General features: G+C 73.4%; 19 protein-coding genes. 9 read left to right on the top strand and 10 right to left on the bottom strand.

All coding sequences use genetic code 11. From position 1 onward, the window contains the following. Nucleotides 1-10: 10 nt before the first annotated feature. A complete protein-coding gene (locus ASF58_RS01635) occupies nt 11-436 on the top strand; it encodes a hypothetical protein (protein ID WP_055946596.1) in 426 nt (141 codons plus the stop codon). Between the two features lie 67 nt (nt 437-503). Next, nucleotides 504-1,925, top strand: a complete 1,422-nt coding sequence (locus ASF58_RS01640) for a PHB depolymerase family esterase (protein WP_055946599.1) — start codon at nt 504-506, stop codon at nt 1,923-1,925. Nucleotides 1,926-1,938: 13 nt separating this feature from the next. On the opposite strand, the gene panC is transcribed toward ASF58_RS01640, so the two are convergent. The 10 genes from panC to ASF58_RS01690 all read right to left on the bottom strand — a co-directional run bounded on the left by panC (nt 1,939) and on the right by ASF58_RS01690 (nt 11,025). Continuing rightward, on the bottom strand, nt 1,939-2,796 hold the full coding sequence (gene panC, locus ASF58_RS01645; protein ID WP_055946602.1) for a pantoate--beta-alanine ligase: 858 nt from the start codon (nt 2,794-2,796) through the stop codon (nt 1,939-1,941). Between the two features lie 100 nt (nt 2,797-2,896). Beyond that, a complete protein-coding gene (locus ASF58_RS01650; protein ID WP_055946604.1) occupies nt 2,897-3,292 on the bottom strand; it encodes a hypothetical protein in 396 nt (131 codons plus the stop codon). Nucleotides 3,293-3,342: 50 nt separating this feature from the next. After that, the gene (gene bla, locus ASF58_RS01655) at nt 3,343-4,275 is read right to left on the bottom strand and encodes a class A beta-lactamase (RefSeq protein WP_055946606.1); all 933 of its coding nucleotides are present in this window, start codon (nt 4,273-4,275) and stop codon (nt 3,343-3,345) included. 40 nt (nt 4,276-4,315) lie between these two features. Beyond that, a complete protein-coding gene (locus ASF58_RS01660) occupies nt 4,316-5,623 on the bottom strand; it encodes a BatD family protein (protein ID WP_055946608.1) in 1,308 nt (435 codons plus the stop codon). Beyond that, nucleotides 5,617-6,525 (bottom strand): tetratricopeptide repeat protein, encoded by a 909-nt coding sequence (locus ASF58_RS01665; RefSeq protein WP_055946611.1) that lies wholly within the window; start codon nt 6,523-6,525, stop codon nt 5,617-5,619. The genes ASF58_RS01660 and ASF58_RS01665 overlap by 7 nt, the downstream gene beginning before the upstream one ends. Beyond that, on the bottom strand, nt 6,525-7,466 hold the full coding sequence (locus tag ASF58_RS01670) for a VWA domain-containing protein (RefSeq protein WP_055946614.1): 942 nt from the start codon (nt 7,464-7,466) through the stop codon (nt 6,525-6,527). The genes ASF58_RS01665 and ASF58_RS01670 overlap by 1 nt, the downstream gene beginning before the upstream one ends. Continuing rightward, entirely contained in the window at nt 7,463-8,473 is a 1,011-nt protein-coding gene (locus ASF58_RS01675) for a VWA domain-containing protein (protein ID WP_055948576.1), read from the bottom strand. The genes ASF58_RS01670 and ASF58_RS01675 overlap by 4 nt, the downstream gene beginning before the upstream one ends. Nucleotides 8,474-8,506: 33 nt before the next feature. After that, nucleotides 8,507-8,965, bottom strand: coding sequence for a DUF4381 family protein (locus ASF58_RS01680; RefSeq protein ID WP_055946616.1), 459 nt, complete (start codon nt 8,963-8,965; stop codon nt 8,507-8,509). A 96-nt stretch (nt 8,966-9,061) separates the two neighbouring features. Beyond that, a complete protein-coding gene (locus ASF58_RS01685) occupies nt 9,062-9,919 on the bottom strand; it encodes a DUF58 domain-containing protein (RefSeq protein ID WP_156375537.1) in 858 nt (285 codons plus the stop codon). A gap of 95 nt (nt 9,920-10,014) precedes the next feature. Then, nucleotides 10,015-11,025: an AAA family ATPase gene (locus tag ASF58_RS01690; protein WP_055946622.1), complete on the bottom strand. Its 1,011-nt coding sequence runs from the start codon at nt 11,023-11,025 to the stop codon at nt 10,015-10,017. A 451-nt stretch (nt 11,026-11,476) separates the two neighbouring features. On the opposite strand from ASF58_RS01690, the gene ASF58_RS01695 reads away from it, so the two are divergent. The 7 genes from ASF58_RS01695 to ASF58_RS01725 all read left to right on the top strand — a co-directional run bounded on the left by ASF58_RS01695 (nt 11,477) and on the right by ASF58_RS01725 (nt 17,644). After that, complete coding sequence (locus ASF58_RS01695) at nt 11,477-11,767, top strand: BrnT family toxin (RefSeq protein ID WP_055946625.1); 291 nt, start codon at nt 11,477-11,479, stop codon at nt 11,765-11,767. Next, on the top strand, nt 11,748-12,053 hold the full coding sequence (locus ASF58_RS01700) for a BrnA antitoxin family protein (protein ID WP_055946628.1): 306 nt from the start codon (nt 11,748-11,750) through the stop codon (nt 12,051-12,053). The genes ASF58_RS01695 and ASF58_RS01700 overlap by 20 nt, the downstream gene beginning before the upstream one ends. An 80-nt stretch (nt 12,054-12,133) precedes the next feature. Further along, nucleotides 12,134-13,033 carry an alpha/beta hydrolase gene (locus ASF58_RS01705; RefSeq protein WP_055946631.1) on the top strand — a complete coding sequence of 300 codons (900 nt, stop codon included), beginning with the start codon at nt 12,134-12,136 and terminating at the stop codon, nt 13,031-13,033. A gap of 450 nt (nt 13,034-13,483) precedes the next feature. Further along, a complete protein-coding gene (locus ASF58_RS01710) occupies nt 13,484-15,175 on the top strand; it encodes a methyl-accepting chemotaxis protein (protein WP_055946634.1) in 1,692 nt (563 codons plus the stop codon). A 172-nt stretch (nt 15,176-15,347) separates the two neighbouring features. Further along, nucleotides 15,348-16,049 carry an orotate phosphoribosyltransferase gene (locus tag ASF58_RS01715; RefSeq protein WP_055946638.1) on the top strand — a complete coding sequence of 234 codons (702 nt, stop codon included), beginning with the start codon at nt 15,348-15,350 and terminating at the stop codon, nt 16,047-16,049. Between the two features lie 51 nt (nt 16,050-16,100). Continuing rightward, complete coding sequence (locus ASF58_RS01720; protein ID WP_055946641.1) at nt 16,101-16,817, top strand: MgtC/SapB family protein; 717 nt, start codon at nt 16,101-16,103, stop codon at nt 16,815-16,817. Nucleotides 16,818-16,960: 143 nt separating this feature from the next. After that, the gene (locus tag ASF58_RS01725; protein ID WP_055946644.1) at nt 16,961-17,644 is read left to right on the top strand and encodes an SDR family oxidoreductase; all 684 of its coding nucleotides are present in this window, start codon (nt 16,961-16,963) and stop codon (nt 17,642-17,644) included. Nucleotides 17,645-17,646: the final 2 nt, after the last annotated feature.

Here is a 17,646-nt window from a genome sequence, read left to right on the forward strand (position 1 = left end):
GGAAGGTCCGATGCTCGATCTCGAGGATAAGCCCAGGGCGCCGATCCGGGTCGGCGACACCGAGAAGATCACGATCAATCTCGGCTACGTCGATCTCGGCCACATCGACCTTCTCGTGTCCGAGAGCGTCTACGCCAACCGAAGCGACTTCATCCGCACGGCCGTGCGCAACCAGATCGCCCGCCACGGCGACGTGACCCGGCAGTCGGTGGCCCGCAAGGGCGTCGAACTCGGCCTGCGCCGCTACGACCGGGCCGAACTCGAGGCCGCGCGCGCCAGCGGCATCCGCCTCGACATCCGCGTCCTCGGGCTCGCCAGCATCGCGCCCGACGTCACGCCGGAACTGGCCCGCGACGCCATCGCGTCGATCGAGGTCATGGGAAGCCTGCAGGCGACCCCGGCCGTGAAGGCGGCCCTCGCCGACCGCCTTCGCTGACCATCTCCGAAACCGCGTTCCCGATCTCGCATGGTTCGACCCGTCGTCGAGCCGGAAAGCGAACCCCATGACCGACTCTTCGAACCGGATGCAGGACCGCCTCGCCGACATGATGGAGGCGACGCGCCTCACGGCTGCCGGGCGCCTGCAGGACGCGACGGACCTGTTGCAGCGCGGCTTCGCCGGCGCGCCCGGCCGGTCGACGGCCGACCACGGCGCACCGGCGCCCCAGCCCCACACCATCGACCTGGTGGCCGAGCGCGTCGAGACCGGCCCTGCGACCGACCGGTCCGGCGCATCGGCCAAGCCAGCATCCCCGTCGGCATCCGAGCCTGCGTTCAGGACCGAGCCCAAGTCGGGTCCGGCCGCGGCCAAGTCCGGTCCGGCCGCGGCCCAATCGGGTTCGGCCGCGGCCGAGGAGGCGCGCCTCGCCGCGATCCTCCCCGAGAAGCTGCGCAAGGTCGTGGAGACGGTGACGCGGGGCATCGCCCCGGTGCTCGGCGGCCTTGGCAAGGCCGGTCACGGCGGGGCGACCCCCTCCGGCCTCGCCGGCAATCTCGGCACCCTCGTCTCGGGCCTGGCCGGCGGTCTCGGCCCGTCGGGCTTCAACCAGGCCCGCGCGCCCCTCACGGAGGGCGGCAGCTTCACGGACCACAGCTTCGCCAACGCGGCCGGGGCGCGGGACTACAAACTGTTCGTCCCCAGCGACGCCCGTCCGAACCTGCCCCTGGTGGTGATGCTGCACGGCTGCACCCAGTCGCCGGACGATTTCGCCGCCGGCACCGGCATGAACGCCCTCGCGGAGGCCGAGGGCTTCCTCGTGGCCTACCCGGCCCAGAGTGGGCGCGCCAACGGCCAGCGTTGCTGGAACTGGTTCCAGCCCGTCGACCAGGGCCGGGACTCCGGCGAGGCCGGCATCATCGCCGGGCTGACCCGCGCGATCATCACCGAGCATCGGGTCGACACGACCCGGGTCTACATCGCCGGCCTGTCGGCGGGCGGCGCGGCGGCGGTGAACATCGCCCGGGCCTATCCCGACCTCTACGCGGCGGTGGGCATCCATTCCGGCCTCGCGGCAGGCTGTGCCCGCGACGTCTCGACCGCGCTCACGGTGATGCGCCTCGGCCCGGTGGCCGCCGCCGACTGCGCGGTCGCCGCGGTGCGGGTGCCCACCATCGTCTTCCATGGGGAGAGCGACAGCACCGTGAACCCGCGCAACGGCGAGCAGGCGCTGGCCCAGGCCGGCATCGACGGACTGACGCCCGAGGCGGCGGAGGCGGTGAGCCCGGGCGGCCTGCCCTACACCCGCACCCGCTACGCCGATGCGGACGGCCGGGTCGCGGTGGAGGGCTGGATCGTGCGCGGCCTCGGCCATGCCTGGTCCGGCGGCAGCCCGGCCGGGAGCTACACCGATCCGCGCGGGCCCGACGCGGCGCGGGCGATGCTCGAGTTCTTCCGGGCCAATCCCCTGGCGGCGGGCCGGGCCTGAACGTCCGGCGGGTTCAGCCCGCCGCGACGTTGTCGATGAGGCGCGTGCGGCCGAGATAGGCCGCCGCCAGCACCCGGGCCGGCCGCGAGGCGTGCTCCACCGGCGCCAGCGTCTCGGCATCGCGGACCTCGAGATACTGCACCGGCGCGAAGCCCGCTTCGACCAGCGCGGCCCGGCCTTTCGCGATCAGGGGGCCGGCGCTTCCGCCGGCCGCGAGGCCCGCGGCGATCTCGGACAGGACGGCGTGAAGGCGTGGCGCGCGCGCCCGCTCCTCGGGGGCGAGGTAGCGGTTGCGCGACGACAGGGCGAGGCCGTCCGCCTCCCGCAGGGTGGGAACGCCCCGGATCTCGACGGGCAGGTCGAGGTCGCGCACGGCGCGGCGGATCACCAGGAGCTGCTGGTAATCCTTCTCGCCGAACAGGGCGCAGTCCGGCTGGACCTGGTTGAGGAGCTTGGTCACCACCGTGGCGACGCCCGAGAAATGCCCCGGCCGATGGGCGCCGCACAGGCCCTCGGTGAGCCCGCCCACCTCGATCCGGGTCGAGAAATGCTCGGGGTACATCCCGGAGACTTCCGGCAGGTAGGCGGCATCGACCCCCGCCTCCGCCAGCAGGGCGAGGTCCGTCTCGGTGTCGCGGGGATAGCGCGAAAAATCCTCGTTCGGGCCGAACTGGGTCGGATTGACGAAGATGCTCGCCACGACGCGTCGGCCGAGGCTGCGCGCCCGCGCCATCAGGGCGAGGTGGCCGGCATGGAGCGCCCCCATCGTCGGCACCAGCACCACCCGCTCGTCGGCCCGGCGCCACGCGGCGACCGCGGCCCGCAGGGGGGCGACGGCCGTAAACCGGAGCAGGGAGGCGGGATCGGACATCGGCGGGTCGTCCTCGACAAGGTCTTCGGCAAAGTCTCGCGGGCGCGGATCGCGTCCCGGCGCGAGACCTAATCGCCCCGCCGACGGGACGCCAGACGCCTCAGGGACAATAGGGCCTCAGGGGCCGGCCGTAGGGATCGTCGACCCCGAGGGGTGGAGTGAAGCCGTAGTAGCTCGGCTTGCCGAGGCCGTAGGCCGAGCCGACATAGCTCGGGTCGCCGGGGGCATCGGTGGGGATCGGAACCCGCCGGGCAATGCAGCCGGCCAGCCGCCGGCGCGGCACCGGTGAGCGGTTTACCACGCCACCGTCCTCCTCCGCCCGCGGGAAGTAGCGCGGCAGGCTCTCGGGCTCCGGCGCGTAACCCTCCACCGCGCGGCCAGGGGTCGGGAAGGCTAGGCCGCCGAGATCCGCCGCACCGGCAGGGGCTGCCAACAATCCGGCCAGGAGGGCGAGCACCGTCCCGTCCCGTCTGATCGTCACACCACCACGCCGCATCGGGTCCACTCCTCGCGGGACGACGGTGGCAGGCAGGCGTGAACCGAGTGTTAACCATAGGCCGTTGCGATGACCCGGCCGATCGCCGCGTGGGCCGCGTCGCGGGCCTCGCTCGTGGCGTCCGACCCCGTGATGTAAACGGCTGCCACCAGGGGCGCCCGGGCCGGCGGGCGCAGGAGCGCCACCACGTTGGCGGTGCCGTAGGCCCCGCTGCCCGTCTTGTCGCCGATGCCCCAATCGGCCGGAAGCCCCGCCCGCAGGCGCTTCGTTCCGGTGCGGGAGGCCGTCATCCAGCCCTTGAGCCGGGCGCGGCCGGCCTCCGACAGCGACGGTCCGAGCAGGATCTTCCCGACGGTCGCCGCCATCGCGGCGGGCCGGGTGGTGTCGCGGGGATCGCCGGGCACGGCCGAATTCAGGTCGGGTTCGGTTCGGTCGAGGCGGGTCACCGGGTCGCCGAGGTCCCGGCAAAAGCCGGTCAGGGCCGCGGGACCACCGAGGGCACCGAGCAGGAGGTTGGCGGCGGTGTTGTCGCTCCAGACCAGGGCGGCGGCGCACAGAGCTTCCACCGACATCGTCCCGGCCTCCGGTCCGCCCGCCCTCAAGGCGCGGGTGGTGACGGGGGCGTAGGTGTCGAGGTCGGCCTCGCCGTAGGCGAGGCGGCGGTCGAGCCGTTCGCGGCCCGCCTCGACCCGGGCCAGGATCGCGGCGGCGAGGGGCAGCTTGAAGGTGCTGCAGAGCGGGAAGGTGCCCTCGGCGTCGTGCAGCAGGGCGGGTCCGCCACCCGTGTCGAGGACGGCGATCCCGGCGCGGCCGCCCAGGTCGCCGGCGATCCGCGCCAGCGCCGCCCCGGCGTCGGCGAACCGGCCCGCGGGACCTGGATCGGTCTTCCCCTGACCCTGGTTCTGGCCCTGGGCCGCGCTCGGCCGTGGCCGCAGGGGCAGGAGGGCACCCGTCCCGAGGAGGATCCGTCGCGTCAGGCTCATGCGGTTCCGGTCGAGGGGGCTCAGGTGGGTCGTGGAGTGGTCAGGGTGCGGTCCGGGCCCGGCCGTCGAGGGAGGCGAGACGCGAGGACATCTCCCTCGGCTGCGCTGCCGCGGTCGCCGACCGGCTCAGGGCCCGGGCGAGGCCGGGCAGGTCGGGGGCCGCGACGGTGCCGGGTCCGTAGAGGTGGGAATCCAGGGCGTCGAGGCCTGCGGCGACCTCCGGCTGGGCCCGCCAGGCCTGCACGAGGTCGGGCTGCTCCAGGAGGACGGGGTCGAGATGGGCGCGGAAGCCCCGCGCGTCCCGGGCCGAGGCGGCGCGCCCGAGCGCCCGGCGCGTCCGCGCGTCGAGGCGCCGGCGTCCCGAACGCCCGCCGGTGCCGAAGCCCAGCAGGGCGAGGCCGAGGCCGAAGGCGCCGAGGGCCGCGGTCGCCACCACGAGGGGGGAGGCCGGCAGGACGGGTTTCGCCTCGTCGTCCCGGTCGGGCAGGCCGCCGCCGATCTGGCGGGCGGGAATCTCGGCCTCGCGCAGGGTGCGCGAGACGGTGTCGAACCACGGGATGACGATCGCGTCGAGGGGGATGATCTCCTCGATCGCGGGGCGCACGTCCCACTGGTAGGTCGCCCGCGCCACCGGGCCGGCAGGCGTGATGATCGTTTCGCGGGTCACCGGCCCGGCGAAGGTGAGGATGCCGCGCGTGCGCATCACCGGGCGGGGCGGCAGCCCCTCGGCGACCATGCCCTGCGCCTCCAGGGTGACGATGCGCCGCGTGGTCTCGCCGAGCTTCACCGTCTCGGGATCGGGGCTCCAGGAATCCGTGATCGTCACGTCCTTGGCCGGCAGCCACCAGGGCTCCTTCGCGTCGGGGCCGCCCACCGGCTTCGTCCAGGTGGCGACCGGCAGGGTCACCGGAGCCGAGGGCACGTCGACCACGACCCGCTTCCCGCCGTCGTTGACGGTGAGGCGGTGCAGGAACGGATCGATGGTGAAGTCGCCCGGATGGTGCGGGAAGATCGCGACCACCCGGTCGAAGGCGATGGCCACCTGCCCGTCGGGCAGGCGGGTCTTCGACCAGAGGTCGCGGCCGAGCTGCGTCCAGCTGAAATTGGCGAGCGACGGCTGGATCACCTCCTCCAGCAGGATCGGCTGGCGGTAGACCCCGTGGATGCGCAGCAGCACCATCTCGCGGGAGAACGGATCGGCGTTGCCGTTGCGCTCCGGCGTCACCGTGAGGGTGAGGTCCCCGGGACCGATCTCGGCCCGGGCCGGGAAGGGCGCGAGGAGGAGGACGGCGAGGCCCGCCGCGAGGACGCCCCGCCGAGTCCGGAACGCGAACCGATCGCTCACCATGGATTGCTCCCGCCGGGCACCGCCGTGCCGGCCTCGACGCGGGCGGCCTGTTCCGCTTTCAGGCGCAGCTTGAGATACCGTCCGGGATCGTCCGGCAGGGTCTGCAGCCAGAGGCGGTCGGGGCGGATCTCATGGGCCTCGAAGCTCTTCGTCACGCGGCGCACCTCCCGCTCGGGGGCCGCCGCGACCATGGCCGATCCCGCCCCGGTGCGGCCGCGCCCCGCCGCGTCGCTGGCCGAGCCGCGGGCCTCGCCCTTGCCGGAATCCACGGAGACCTGCTCGGCCTTGCCGCGCCGGGCGACCTTGCTGTTGCCCGGCGTCGAGGAGGTGGTGCCGCCCTCCTTGTTGCCGGCCAGACCCTCGCCGCTGGAGGTGGCCTGGGTGTCGTCGTTGGGGTCCTGGTTGGAGGTCTTGTTGTAGCGCGCGCCCACCGTGGCGGTGGCGTTGGCCACGCCGCCGCCCTTGCCGGGATCGCCGGCGCCCTCGTCCACGAGGCGGGCGATCAGCGAGCGGTTGGCCTGCGCGTCGGCATCGCGGGGGTTGTACTGGAGCGCGGCATCGTAGGCGTCGAGGGCGCCCTGCAGGTCGCCGGATTTCGCCAGGGCATTGCCGAGGTTGTAGGCGTTGCGCCGGCCGCCGTTGCGGAACAGGGCGGCGGCCTCGTCGTAGCGCCCGGCCTGGTAGAGGGCCGGGCCGCGCCAGGCCGGGTCGTCGAACACCCAGGCGGCGGCCCCGGGCAGGCCGGCCCCCAGCAGGGCCCGGCCGAGGCTGGTGCGCGGCTGCGCCGTCGCCGTCAGGGCAAGGATGCCGGCGCCCGCGAGCCCCAGGGCGGCGAGGCGTGCCCAGCGGGTCCAGTCGCGGGGAAGGGCGGGCAGGCGGTCGGACAGGACACCGAGGGCCATCAGGCACTCCTGCGGAACAGGACGAGGGCCGGCAGCAGCGCCAGCAGCACGAGCCAGCGCCCGAGATCGGCGAAGGCCAGGACGGTGTAGCCCCCGGCGGCGAGGTGCTGGGCGGTGCTGGCGCCCACCGCGTCGAGCACCGGGGCGGGGCTGTCGAGGAGGGCGAAGCGGCCCGAGCCCGCGTCGGTCAAACGCTCGAGGGCGCCTCGGTCGGGCTTGGGCGACCCCGCGGGCAGGCCGGGTCCGGCGGGGACGAAGAGGCCGTGCAGGTGCCAGCCCTTGGCGCGGATCGCGGCGGCCTCGCGCAGGGCCGCGTCGCCGATGCCGTCGCCGTCCGTGACGAGGACGACGTCGCCCGCGATCACGCCGGCCTCCGCGAGGGTGCGGCGGGCCAGGGCGAGGCCGCGCTCGGGATGGGTGCCCCGGTCCGGCACGGTATCGCCGTCCAGGGCGAACAGGGTGGAGGACAGGGCGTCCCGGTCGGTGGTGGGCGGGGCGGCGAGATAGGCGTCGCCCGCATAGACCACCACGGCGACGCTGCGGGTGCCGGCGGCCTCGGCCACTCCCTGCGCCACCTGGCGCACGTCCTTGAGGTGGCCGCCCTCCGCGACGGAACGCGACAGGTCGCATACCACCACGGTCGCGTCGAGGTTGCGGAAGGTGGCGGCGTCCGGGCGCTCCACCGCCGGGCCGGTGAGGGCCAGGGCGACGAGCCCGGCCGCGATCGCCGCGGCGAGGTTCGCCTGCCGGCGTCCGCCGAGGACCGCGCCGCGCCGGGCGAGCAGCGCCATCAGGCCGGGATCGACGGCCCGGGTCCAGTCGCCGAGCGGCGCCGAGCGCCAGGCCGCGCGCAGCGCCAGGGCGGCCACGAGGGGGATCGCCACCAGCCACCAGGGCCGCAGGATCGCGCAGGTGGCGAGGACGGTGTCGAGGAAGCTCATGCGGTCCGCCGCGACGCGAGGAGGCCGGCCGCGGCCAGGAAGGCGAGGGCGGCGGGCCAGGGCCAGAGGTCCTTGCGCAGGGGCACCGGCGGCGCCTTGGCGCGCCCGCCCTCGATCGCGTCGATGGCGTCCGCCATGGCGATGAGGTCGTCGGTGGTCTTCACGCGGAACATCCGGCCACCGGTGAGGTCGGCGATCTCGCGCAGGGTCTCGGTGTCGACGACGTCCTGCTCGCCGTCGGCGTTGGAGAGGTCGCGGGGTCCCAGCGCGATGGTGTGGACGCGGACGCCGAGCTCCTTGGCGAGGCCGGCCACGTCCCGGGGCGTGGTCTGGCCGGCATTGTTGGCGCCGTCCGTCATCAGGATCACCACCTTGGCGGTGGCGGCCGGCACGCCCTCGGCCTCCGGTCCCGCCGGGGTCAGGCGCTTGAGGGCGAGGCCGAGGCCGTCGCCGATGCCGGTGGAGCGGCCGACGAGGCCGATGGTCGCCTCGTCGAGGGCGCGGGCGACGGTGGCGGTGTCGAAGCTCGGGCTGGCGGCGACGTAGGATTCGTTGGCGAAGATGACGAGGCCGATGCGGTCACCGGCCCGGCGGCGGATGAAGTCGGTGCCGACGCGCTTGACCGCGGCGAGGCGGGTCACGGTCTGGCCGTCGAGGGCGAAGTCGCGCCGCTCCATCGAACCCGAGAGGTCCATCACCAGCATGATCTCGCGGCCCGAGGCCGGCAGGGCGGTGGCCGGCAGGACGAGGCGCGGTCCCGCCAGCGCGACCACCAGGCCCGCCCACAGGGTCCAGACCAGGAGGGTGCGGCCGCGGCCGCGCGCCGCCACGCTGTCGCCGCGGGCGGCCTCGGACACCAGGGACGGCGGAACCCGCAGGGCGCCGCTCGCCCCGACCCGCTCGGGGGGCATCAGCCTCGTCGCCAGGAGCGGCAGGGGCAGGAGGAGCAGGGCGTACGGGCTCGCGAGGTCGAAGGCCGAGGCGAGGGCTGTGAACCAGTGCGGCAAGAAGTTCGTCGGCAAGAATCCCGTCAGCATGGCTCAGGCCCCGATCCGGGCGAACAGCCGCGCCAGCTCGGCATCCACCGGGCCGGGCTCGGGCGCGCCGCGCCGGTAGAGCCCCTCGGCGAAGATCCGGCCCGCGCCGGCGCTGAAGAAGGTCGTGGCGAAGAGCCGGTCGAGGGCGGCGGCCCAGGCGGCGCCCTGGGCGTCGGCCGCGGCGTCCCCCTGGAGGGTGCGGGCGAGGCGGCGCAGGAGCTGCGCCTGCGCCACCCGGCGGCGCTCCGGCGGCAGGGCGTTGGCGGCGGCGAGGTCGGCCAGGGCCGCGCGCCGGACGGAGCCGCGCCGGCGCGCCCGCAGCAGGCGGACCAGGCCGAGGACGAGGGCCGCCGTGAAGCCCAGCGCGATGGCGAGCATCACCGCGCCCTGGGCCCCGCCCGTCTCGGCGGGCAGGTGCAGGCCGCGCAACTGGTCGAGGCCCTGCGGGGCGTCGGGCGTCACCTGGCCTCTCCCTGTCGGCTTGGTCCCCGAAAGCTTCTTGGTCCCCGAGAGCTTCTGGGTCCCCGAGAGCCTGTCGGTCCCCGAGAGTTCGGCGCCCTACAGCATCGCATCGAGGCGCTCCATCAGCGGGGCGTAGGCCTCCGGGCCGGCCTCGACGTCGAGGCGCAGGCCCGCGATGCCGCGCTGGGCGTAGGCGACGAGGCGGGCATCGGTGCCCGCGGAGGTCCGGTCGGTCCGGCTCGCCTGCACGGTGCCGCGCCGGCCGTCCGGCGTGGCGAAGGGGTAGAAGCCCGGCGGCCGGGCGCGCTCGAAGGCGTCGCTGACCAGGACGAGGCGGATCGACAGGCGCTCGGCCATGATCGTCAGCAGGGGGTCGAAATCCGGGCCCGGAACGTCGAGGGCGCTGCCGATGACGAGGTGACCGCCCGAGGGCAGCAGGCTCTGGGCCAGGGTCAGGGCCGGCGCGAGGGGCGGATCCTCGGCGGCCCCGTCGGCCAGGGCCCGGGCATGGGCCAGTGCCAGGGCGCCGGTGAGGGCGGTCATCGCCCGCTCGCCGCCGGCCGGGCGGACCACCACGGGCTCGCCGGCGCCCGCCGCCACGAGGCCGATGCGGCCGCCGTCGCCGACGATGCGCCAGCCGAGCAGGACCAGGGCCTCCGCGGCCGCCACCGAGCGCAGAGCGCGGCGGGTGCCGAACAGCATCGAGGGCCGGACGTCGAGGAGGAGCACCACGGCGCGGTCGCGCTCGTCGTGATGGGTGCGCACGTGCAGGATGCCGGTGCGGGCGGTGGCGTTGCGGTCGATGTGCCGGCGGTCGTCGCCCTCGGACCAGAGGCGCACGTCGTCCGGCTCGGAGCCGCGCCCGCGCCGCCGCGTCACGATCCCGCCGGGCAGGCCCGCCAGCGTCCGGGTGGCGGGGCCGGAGCCCCGCCGGGCGAGGTGGCGCAGGCCCATCAGCGCCTCCCCCGAGAGGTGGATGCCCGGCGCCCTCAGCGGGTCGCTGTCCGGCACGAGGGCGGGGGCCGGGCTCGGCACGGTCATGGTCGCTCTCAGAGGGCCCGCACCCGCTGGACGAGGCCGCGGATGACGCCCCGGGCCGTCTGGCCCTCGGCGGCGGCGCGCCAGGTCAGGCCGATGCGGTGGGCGAGGGCGTCGGCGGCGAGGTCCGCCACGTCCTCCGGGATGACGTGGTCGCGGCCGTGCAGATAGGCCCGCGCCTTGCCGGCGAGCATCAGCGCCAGGGTGCCGCGCGGGGAGGCCGGGTGCTCGATGGCGGCGCGCAGGTCCGGGGCCGCCGCGTCGGTGCGGGTGCCGGCGACCAGCCGCACGAGATAGTCCTTGAGCGCCGGGGAGACGTAGACGTTGAGGGCGGCCTCCCGGGCGGCGCGGATCTCGGCCACGGTGAGCCGCACCGGCATCGCCTCCGCGTGGTGGTTGAGCTCGCCCTCCACGAGGTCGAGGATGCGGCGCTCGGCGGCCTCGTCCGGCATCTCCACGAGGACGTGGAGGAGGAAGCGGTCGAGCTGCGCCTCGGGCAGCGGAAAGGTGCCCGCGTGCTCGATCGGGTTCTGGGTCGCCACCACCATGAACGGGTCGGGCAGGGCATGGGTGTGGCCCGAGACCGTGATCTGACCCTCGGCCATGGCCTCGAGCAGGGCCGACTGCACCTTCGGCGGCGCACGGTTCACCTCGTCGACGAGGACGAGGGAGTGGAACAGGGGGCCGGGCAGGAATTCGAAGTCGCCGGCATCCTGGCGCCACACCGTGGTGCCGGTCAGGTCGGCGGGCATCAGGTCGGGGGTGCACTGGATGCGGGCGAAGCTGCCGTCGAGCCCGTCCGACAGGCGCTTGACCGCGCGGGTCTTGGCGAGGCCGGGAGCGCCCTCGATGAGGAGGTGGCCGCCGGTGAGGAGGCCGATGAGGAGGCGCTCGACCATCGCGTCGGCGCCGATGAGCCCGTGCAGAAGGCCGTCGCGGAGCGCGAGGACACGGCCACGCAGGGCGGCGTCCACGGGCGGGGCGCCGGTCGCCGGCCGTTCGGCGAGGGCCGCGCCGCTCATGCGGAACGGCTCGCGCCGGCCGAACGGATCGCCCGGATCGTCTCAGGGGCAGGAACGGTGGGCCGGTCCATGCGCGTCTCCTCGGTGGCATTCTTATGGTGCGGATTCTTGAGCGACCCGCAGCGTTCGGGTGTGCCCGCTGCGCGGGGCGGGCGTCAATCCCGCCCCGACATCCGCGAGGCCGCAGGGCGAGCGCCCGGGCGCCCGGCCCGGACACGACTTCGCGCACGGATATTAATCGCTCACGGATCTTGGGCGCGGGTCGCATCGACGTTCGAGGCCCTCCAGCGAGCGCGGAACGCCGGCGCATCCCGTTCCTCCGCGAGCGGCGCTTCTCTCCGCCAGCGGGGCTTCCCTCCGCCAGCAGGGCTTCCCTTTGCCAGCAGGGCTTCGACGACCGCCCCGGCTGTTCCGTCTTCCCGCATTGTCCATATTCTTGTACATTCGCGGGATGGGTGAGCGCGATCGGACGATCTGGGACGATCAGAAATGCGCCGCGAACCTTCGGCTCCGATCCATTGATTTCGCCGGTCTCGATGAGGCCTTCGATGGACGTTTCTGTCTGATCCGTGAGGACAGGCGATATGACTACGGCGAATCACGCTTCAACATGATCGTCGCCCTCAACGACGTCATCCTGAACATCACCTTCACGCCGCGCGGCGGTAAGCAGCGGATCATCTCCGCCCGTCCTGCGAACCGAGTGGAAAGGAGATTGTACAATGCCCGACAGGAAGGCTGATCAGGCTTTGCACGACAAGACGGATTGGGCCCGGCTCAAGACGCTTTCCGACGATGAGATCGAGCGGATGGCCGATGCGGATCCCGACAACCCTGCAACTCTCGATCCGGATGAATGGGCTCACGCCACGATCCGTCTGCCCTCTCCGAAGATGTCGATTCACGCGAGCTTCGATCGTGATGTGGTCGATTTCTTCAAGCAGGACGGTCGCGGCTACCAGACGCGCATGAATGCGGTGCTGCGGCGCTACATGGAGGCCCAGCAGGTCGCGAAGACAAAGGCTTAGGGAAGAGCCGGCGCCCCGGGATTTCGCGAACCGCCGCCCCGCCCCGTGCGTTCCCCGGGCCCCTGCCGGAGGCGCCGTCCGTGACCACCGATCTCTTTCCCCGCTTCGCCGCCCCCTGGATCGACATCCCGGCCGGCCGCTTCTTCGCCCGCATCGGCGGGCCGGAAGACGGGAGTCCGGTGCTGCTCCTCCACGGCTTTCCGCAGAGCCATGCCTGCTGGCACCGGATCGCCCCGGCCCTCGCCGAGCGCCACCGCGTGATCTGCCTCGACCTCAAGGGCTACGGCTGGTCGGCCGCCCCCGAGGGCGACCCGCGCCACGCGGCCTACGCCAAGCGCACCCTCGCGGCCGAGGTGGTGGCGCTGATGGAATCCCTCGGCCATGTCCACTTCGCCCTCGTGGGGCACGACCGGGGCGCCCGCATCGGCTACCGCCTCGCCCTCGACGAGCCGGGGCGGATCGCCCGGCTGGCCCTCCTCGACATCCTGCCGACCCTGGTCCAGTGGGAGCGGATCGAGGCCAACCCCCGCAAGCCCTCGCACTGGCACTTCCTGGCCGAGGCCGCGCCGGGCCCGGAACAGGCCATCGGCCGCGACCCGGATGCCTATTTCGAGGGGCTGCTGCGCGACTGGAGCGGAGACGGGTCCCTCGAGGCCTTCGCGCCCGCCGCCCTGCATCTCTACCGGCAGGCCTGGGGCGTGCCCGAGCGCATCCAGGCCTTCTGCGAGGATTATCGGGCGGGGGCCACCCGCGACCGGGAGGCCGATCTCGCCGACCTCGCCGCCGGCCGCCGGCTCGCCTGCCCGACCCTGATCCTCACCGGCGACAGTTATCTCGACCGCAGCACCGAGACGCCCCTGGCCGCCTGGCAGCGCACCTTCGCGCCGGGCGCCGTCGCCGCGGAGGTCACGTCCGGCCATTTCCTGGCCGAGGAGAACCCCGCCGCGACCCTGGCGGCCCTGCAGGCCTTCCTGGCGTGAGCCGGCGGGTCTGCAAGCCTTCCTGGCGTGAGCCGGCGGGTCTGCAAGCCTTCCTGGCGTGAGCCGGCGGCCCTGCAAGCCTTCCTGGCGTGAGCCGGCGGCTCTGCCGGCAGAACGGCGTATTCGTTCGCAGCCGGAGCCTCAGCTGTCTGATCCGCGCTCGCATGCGCGCTGTATTCCGCCGTACTGGGAGGCAGACGGCAGGGTTTCGAGCCTTTCGCTCGCCGCAATGCGCGGCCTGTCTGGGAGCGCGATTGATGAGCGATCCGCGCGCCGGGTCGAAAAAAACCTCGGAATACAACCAGAACGTCGCGGAATTTCGATCATCGGTCGCAAGATTTGAATACGTTAATCATTATTTCAGGGCTCTCTCACGAAAATGTGAGCACGACGCCGCGTCCCTGAGAGACCGATCAAGGTCCCGCGCCGGCGCCGTCCACGGGGGCCGCCATGCGCGCATTCAACGATCTCAAACTTCTGGGAAAGCTCGCTCTTCCGAGCCTGATCCTCATCCTCGTGGCGGTCGGGCTGGTGGTCCTGGCCCGCGCCAGCCTCGCCACCCTCGCGCAGAACACGACCCAGATCGTCGATGTCCGCGCCACCCGGCTCTCCGTGGCCCAGCAACTCGCCCTGGCCGTGGATGAGGCGGTGATCGCCGAGAAGAACACCATCATCGAGACCGACGCCGCGCTGATGCAGCAGGATTTCGCCCATTACCAGGCGAGCCGCAAAGCCGCGCTGGAGGCCAACGACCGCCTGATCACCCTCGCCGACACCGCGGAACGCCGGGGAATCCTGCAGGGCGTCCGCAGCGACCTCGCGGCGTTCTTCGCCGTCGCCGACCGCTCCATCGCCCTCGGCCTGCGCAACGAGAACGAAGCGGCCGCCCGGATCTCGAAGCTGGAGGTCCGCCCGGCCCGGCTCAAGATCGCCCAGAGCGTGGCGACCCGCGTCGCCTCGAACCTGCGCGACCTCGAGACCGCCAAGCAGGCGGCGACCGAGACGGCCGAGAGCGCCACGCGCACCCTCATCGTCACCGCCATCCTGGGTCTCGGCTTCGCGGTCGGCCTGCTCGCGCTGATCACCCTCTACGGCGTCACCCGCCCGCTCGCCGCCATGACGGCGGCGATGGGCCGCCTCGCGGCCGGCGACCTCGCGGTGGCGGTGTCGGGCACCGCGCGGCGGGACGAGGTCGGCCTCCTGGCCCGCTCGCTCCAGGTCTTCAAGGACAACGCCCTGGAGGCCCGTCGCCTCGCCGAGGCGCAGGCGGCCGAGGACGCCGCCAAGATGCGCCGGGCCCAGCGCCTCGACGCCCTGACACGCGCCTTCGAGAGCAACGTCTCGGTCCTGACCCAGGGCCTGGCGGGCGCCGCCACCGAGATGGAGGCCACGGCCCAGTCGATGAGCAGCGTCGCCGGCCAGACCAACCAGCAGACCGTGATCGTCGCGGGCGCCGCCGAGCAGACCTCCGCCAACGTCCAGACGGTGGCGGCGGCCAGCGAGGAGATGTCGGCCTCGGTGCAGGAGATCGTGAGCCAGGTCAGCCTGTCGGCCCGCATCGCCGACCAGGCGGTGGAGAATGCCCAGCGGACCGACGCCACCGTGCGCCGCCTCGCCGGCACCACCGAGCGCATCGGCACCTTCGTCGAGGTGATCTCCAGCATCGCCGCGCAGACCAACCTGCTGGCGCTGAACGCCACCATCGAGGCGGCCCGCGCCGGCGATGCCGGCCGGGGCTTCGCCGTCGTCGCCTCCGAGGTGAAGGAACTGGCCGGGCAGACCGCGAAGGCCACGGGGGAGATCGGCGAGCGCATCACCGAGATCCGGACCGCGACCCAGGAGGCCGTCGGCGACATCGAGGCCATCAGCCGGATCATCGCCGAGATGTCGCGCTACGCCGCCTCCATCGCCGCCGCCATGGAGGAGCAGGGGGCCGCGACCCAGGAGATCACCCGCAACGTGCAGGAGGCGGCGCGCGGCACCGAGGAGGTGACCACCAACATCGCCGGCGTGCGCGACGGCGCCGGCCAGACGGGGGCGGCCGCCTCGCAGGTGCTCAGCGCCGCCCAGGAACTCGCCCGGCACTCCGAGAACCTGACGCGCGAGGTCGGCGGATTCCTCGCCGACGTGAAGGCCGCCTGAGCGGGCCCGGGGGGACGGCGCCGCTCGTCGCGCGATCTCGCCGGCGATCTCCAGGGTTGACGCCCCTGGCGGTTGGCGGGAAGGAGAACCCAACCCTTCAGACGGATGCGCGGCCCCTCCCGGGAGCGGGACGGGGCCGCGGCCGCCGCCCGCACGAGAGCGAACCCCGCGCATGACGACCTCCTTCCTGCCGATCGACCGCGCCGTGATCGCCCGCGAGGCGGCCAAGATGCTGCTCGAGATCAAGGCGGTGCACTTCTACCAGGAGAAGCCCTTCACCTTCACCTCGGGCTGGGCGAGCCCGGTCTACATCGACTGCCGCAAGATCATCTCGTACCCGCGCCTGCGCTCCACCCTGAACGACTTCGCGGCCGCCACCATCGTGCGCGACATCGGCTACGAGTCGATCACCCACGTGGCCGGCGGCGAGACCGCCGGCATCCCCTTCGCGGCCTGGATCTCCGACCGGCTGATGCTGCCGATGCAGTACGTGCGCAAGAAGGCCAAGGGCTTCGGCCGCAACGCCCAGATCGAGGGCGAGGTGGTGGAGGGCGCCAGGACCCTGCTGGTGGAGGACCTCGCCACCGACGGGCGCAGCAAGGCGCTGTTCTGCAAGGCCCTGCGCGATGCCGGCGCCCAGGTCGACCACTGCTTCGTGATGTTCTTCTACGACATCTTCCCCAACAGCCGCGAACTCATGGCCGACCTCGGCGTCCAGCTGCACTACCTCACCACCTGGTGGGACGTGCTGGCGGTGGCCAAGGAGAGCGGCCATTTCGACCCCAAGATCCTCGCCGAGGTCGAGAGCTTCCTGCACGAGCCCGCCAAGTGGTCGGCGGCGCATGGCGGCATCTCCGACTACCCGCAGGCCTGATCCCGGTCGCGCCGTCATGGTCCCGTCATGGGACCGCGTCAGGGCAGGACGATGATCCCCTTCCTGTCCGGGCCGGTGCCCGAAGCCGTCAATTCGGCGCTCAGCCTCCTCGTCGCCTTCGGGCTCGGCACCCTGATCGGGGCCGAGCGCCAGTACCGGCAGCGCACGGCGGGCCTGCGCACCAACGTCCTGGTGGCGGTGGGGGCGGCCGCCTTCGTCGACCTCGGCATGCGCCTCGAAGGGGCGCCCGGCGGCACCCGCACGGTGGCCTACGTGATCTCGGGCGTCGGCTTCCTCGGCGCGGGCGTGATCATGAAGGAGGGCATGAACGTCCGCGGCCTCAACACCGCCGCGACCCTGTGGTGCTCGGCGGCCGTGGGCGCCTTCGCGGGCGCCGACTTTCCCCTGGAGGCGGCCTTCGTCACCGCCGCGGTGCTCGCCGGCAACACCCTGCTGCGTCCCCTCGTCAACGCCATCAACCGCGCCCCGATCGACGAGAGCCAGACCGAGGCGACCTACGAGGTGCAGGTGACGGTGCAGGCGGAGGCCGCCGGCCCCACCCGCGACCTCCTGGTGGAACGCCTGGAGGCGGCGCAGTACCCCGTCGGCGGGATCGAGGTGGTGGAGCGGGGCGAGGACACCGTCGAGGTGGTGGCGACCCTGGTGGCGACGGCGGTGGCCGGCGCCGAGCTCGACGCCGTGGTGGCGGGCCTCGCGCGGATGCCCGGCATCGAGCACGCGACCTGGTCGGTGCAGACAGCGGATTGAGGGACGCGCGGGTGCGCCCGCGCACCTCGGCGCGGGCCGCCCGGATTGCCGGACCGGTGCCTTCGTCCAACCTCCCCGGACAGGGGAGGGCGGCGCTGCCCCCGAGCGTCCGGCCCCTCCGCGAACCAGGGACACGGATCACCATGGCATCCCAGAAGAACGCGCTCATCGTCGGGGCCTCGCGCGGCCTCGGGCTCGGCCTCGTCGAGACCTTCCTGCACCGCGGGTGGCGGGTGACCGCGACGCAGCGCTCGGCCTCCCCGGGCCTCGCCGCGCTGGCCTCCGACGCCCTCACGGTCGAGACGGCCGATATCGACGATGACGGGGCGGTGTCCGCCCTGCACGACCGCCTCGCGGGCCAGAGCTTCGACCTGATCTTCGTGGTGGCGGGCGTCGCGACGCAGGCGCACGAGCCGCTGCACCTGGTGCCGCGCGACGTCGCCGCCCAGGTCTACCTCACCAACGCGGTCAGCCCGGTGCGCTTCGCCGAGGCCGTCCTCGACCGGCTCGCACCCCGGGGCCTCGTCGCCTTCATGAGCTCGATCCTCGGCAGCGTCGGCCTCAACGAATCCGGCGGCTGGGAGAATTACCGGGCGAGCAAGGCCGCCCTCAACACCCTGGTGCGCAGCTTCGAGATCCGCCACCGGGACGCCGGCTTCGGTGTTCTGCTGCTGCATCCGGGCTGGGTCCGCACCGAGATGGGCGGGGCCGATGCCGATATCGATGTCGCCACCAGCGTCACCGGCATGGCCGACGTGATCACGGCCCAGCTCGGACGGACCGGAACGGCCTATCTCGACTACACCGGCAAGACTCTGGACTGGTAGCA

It is taken from the genome of Methylobacterium sp. Leaf125, assembly GCF_001423085.1.
Lineage (GTDB): Bacteria > Pseudomonadota > Alphaproteobacteria > Rhizobiales > Beijerinckiaceae > Methylobacterium.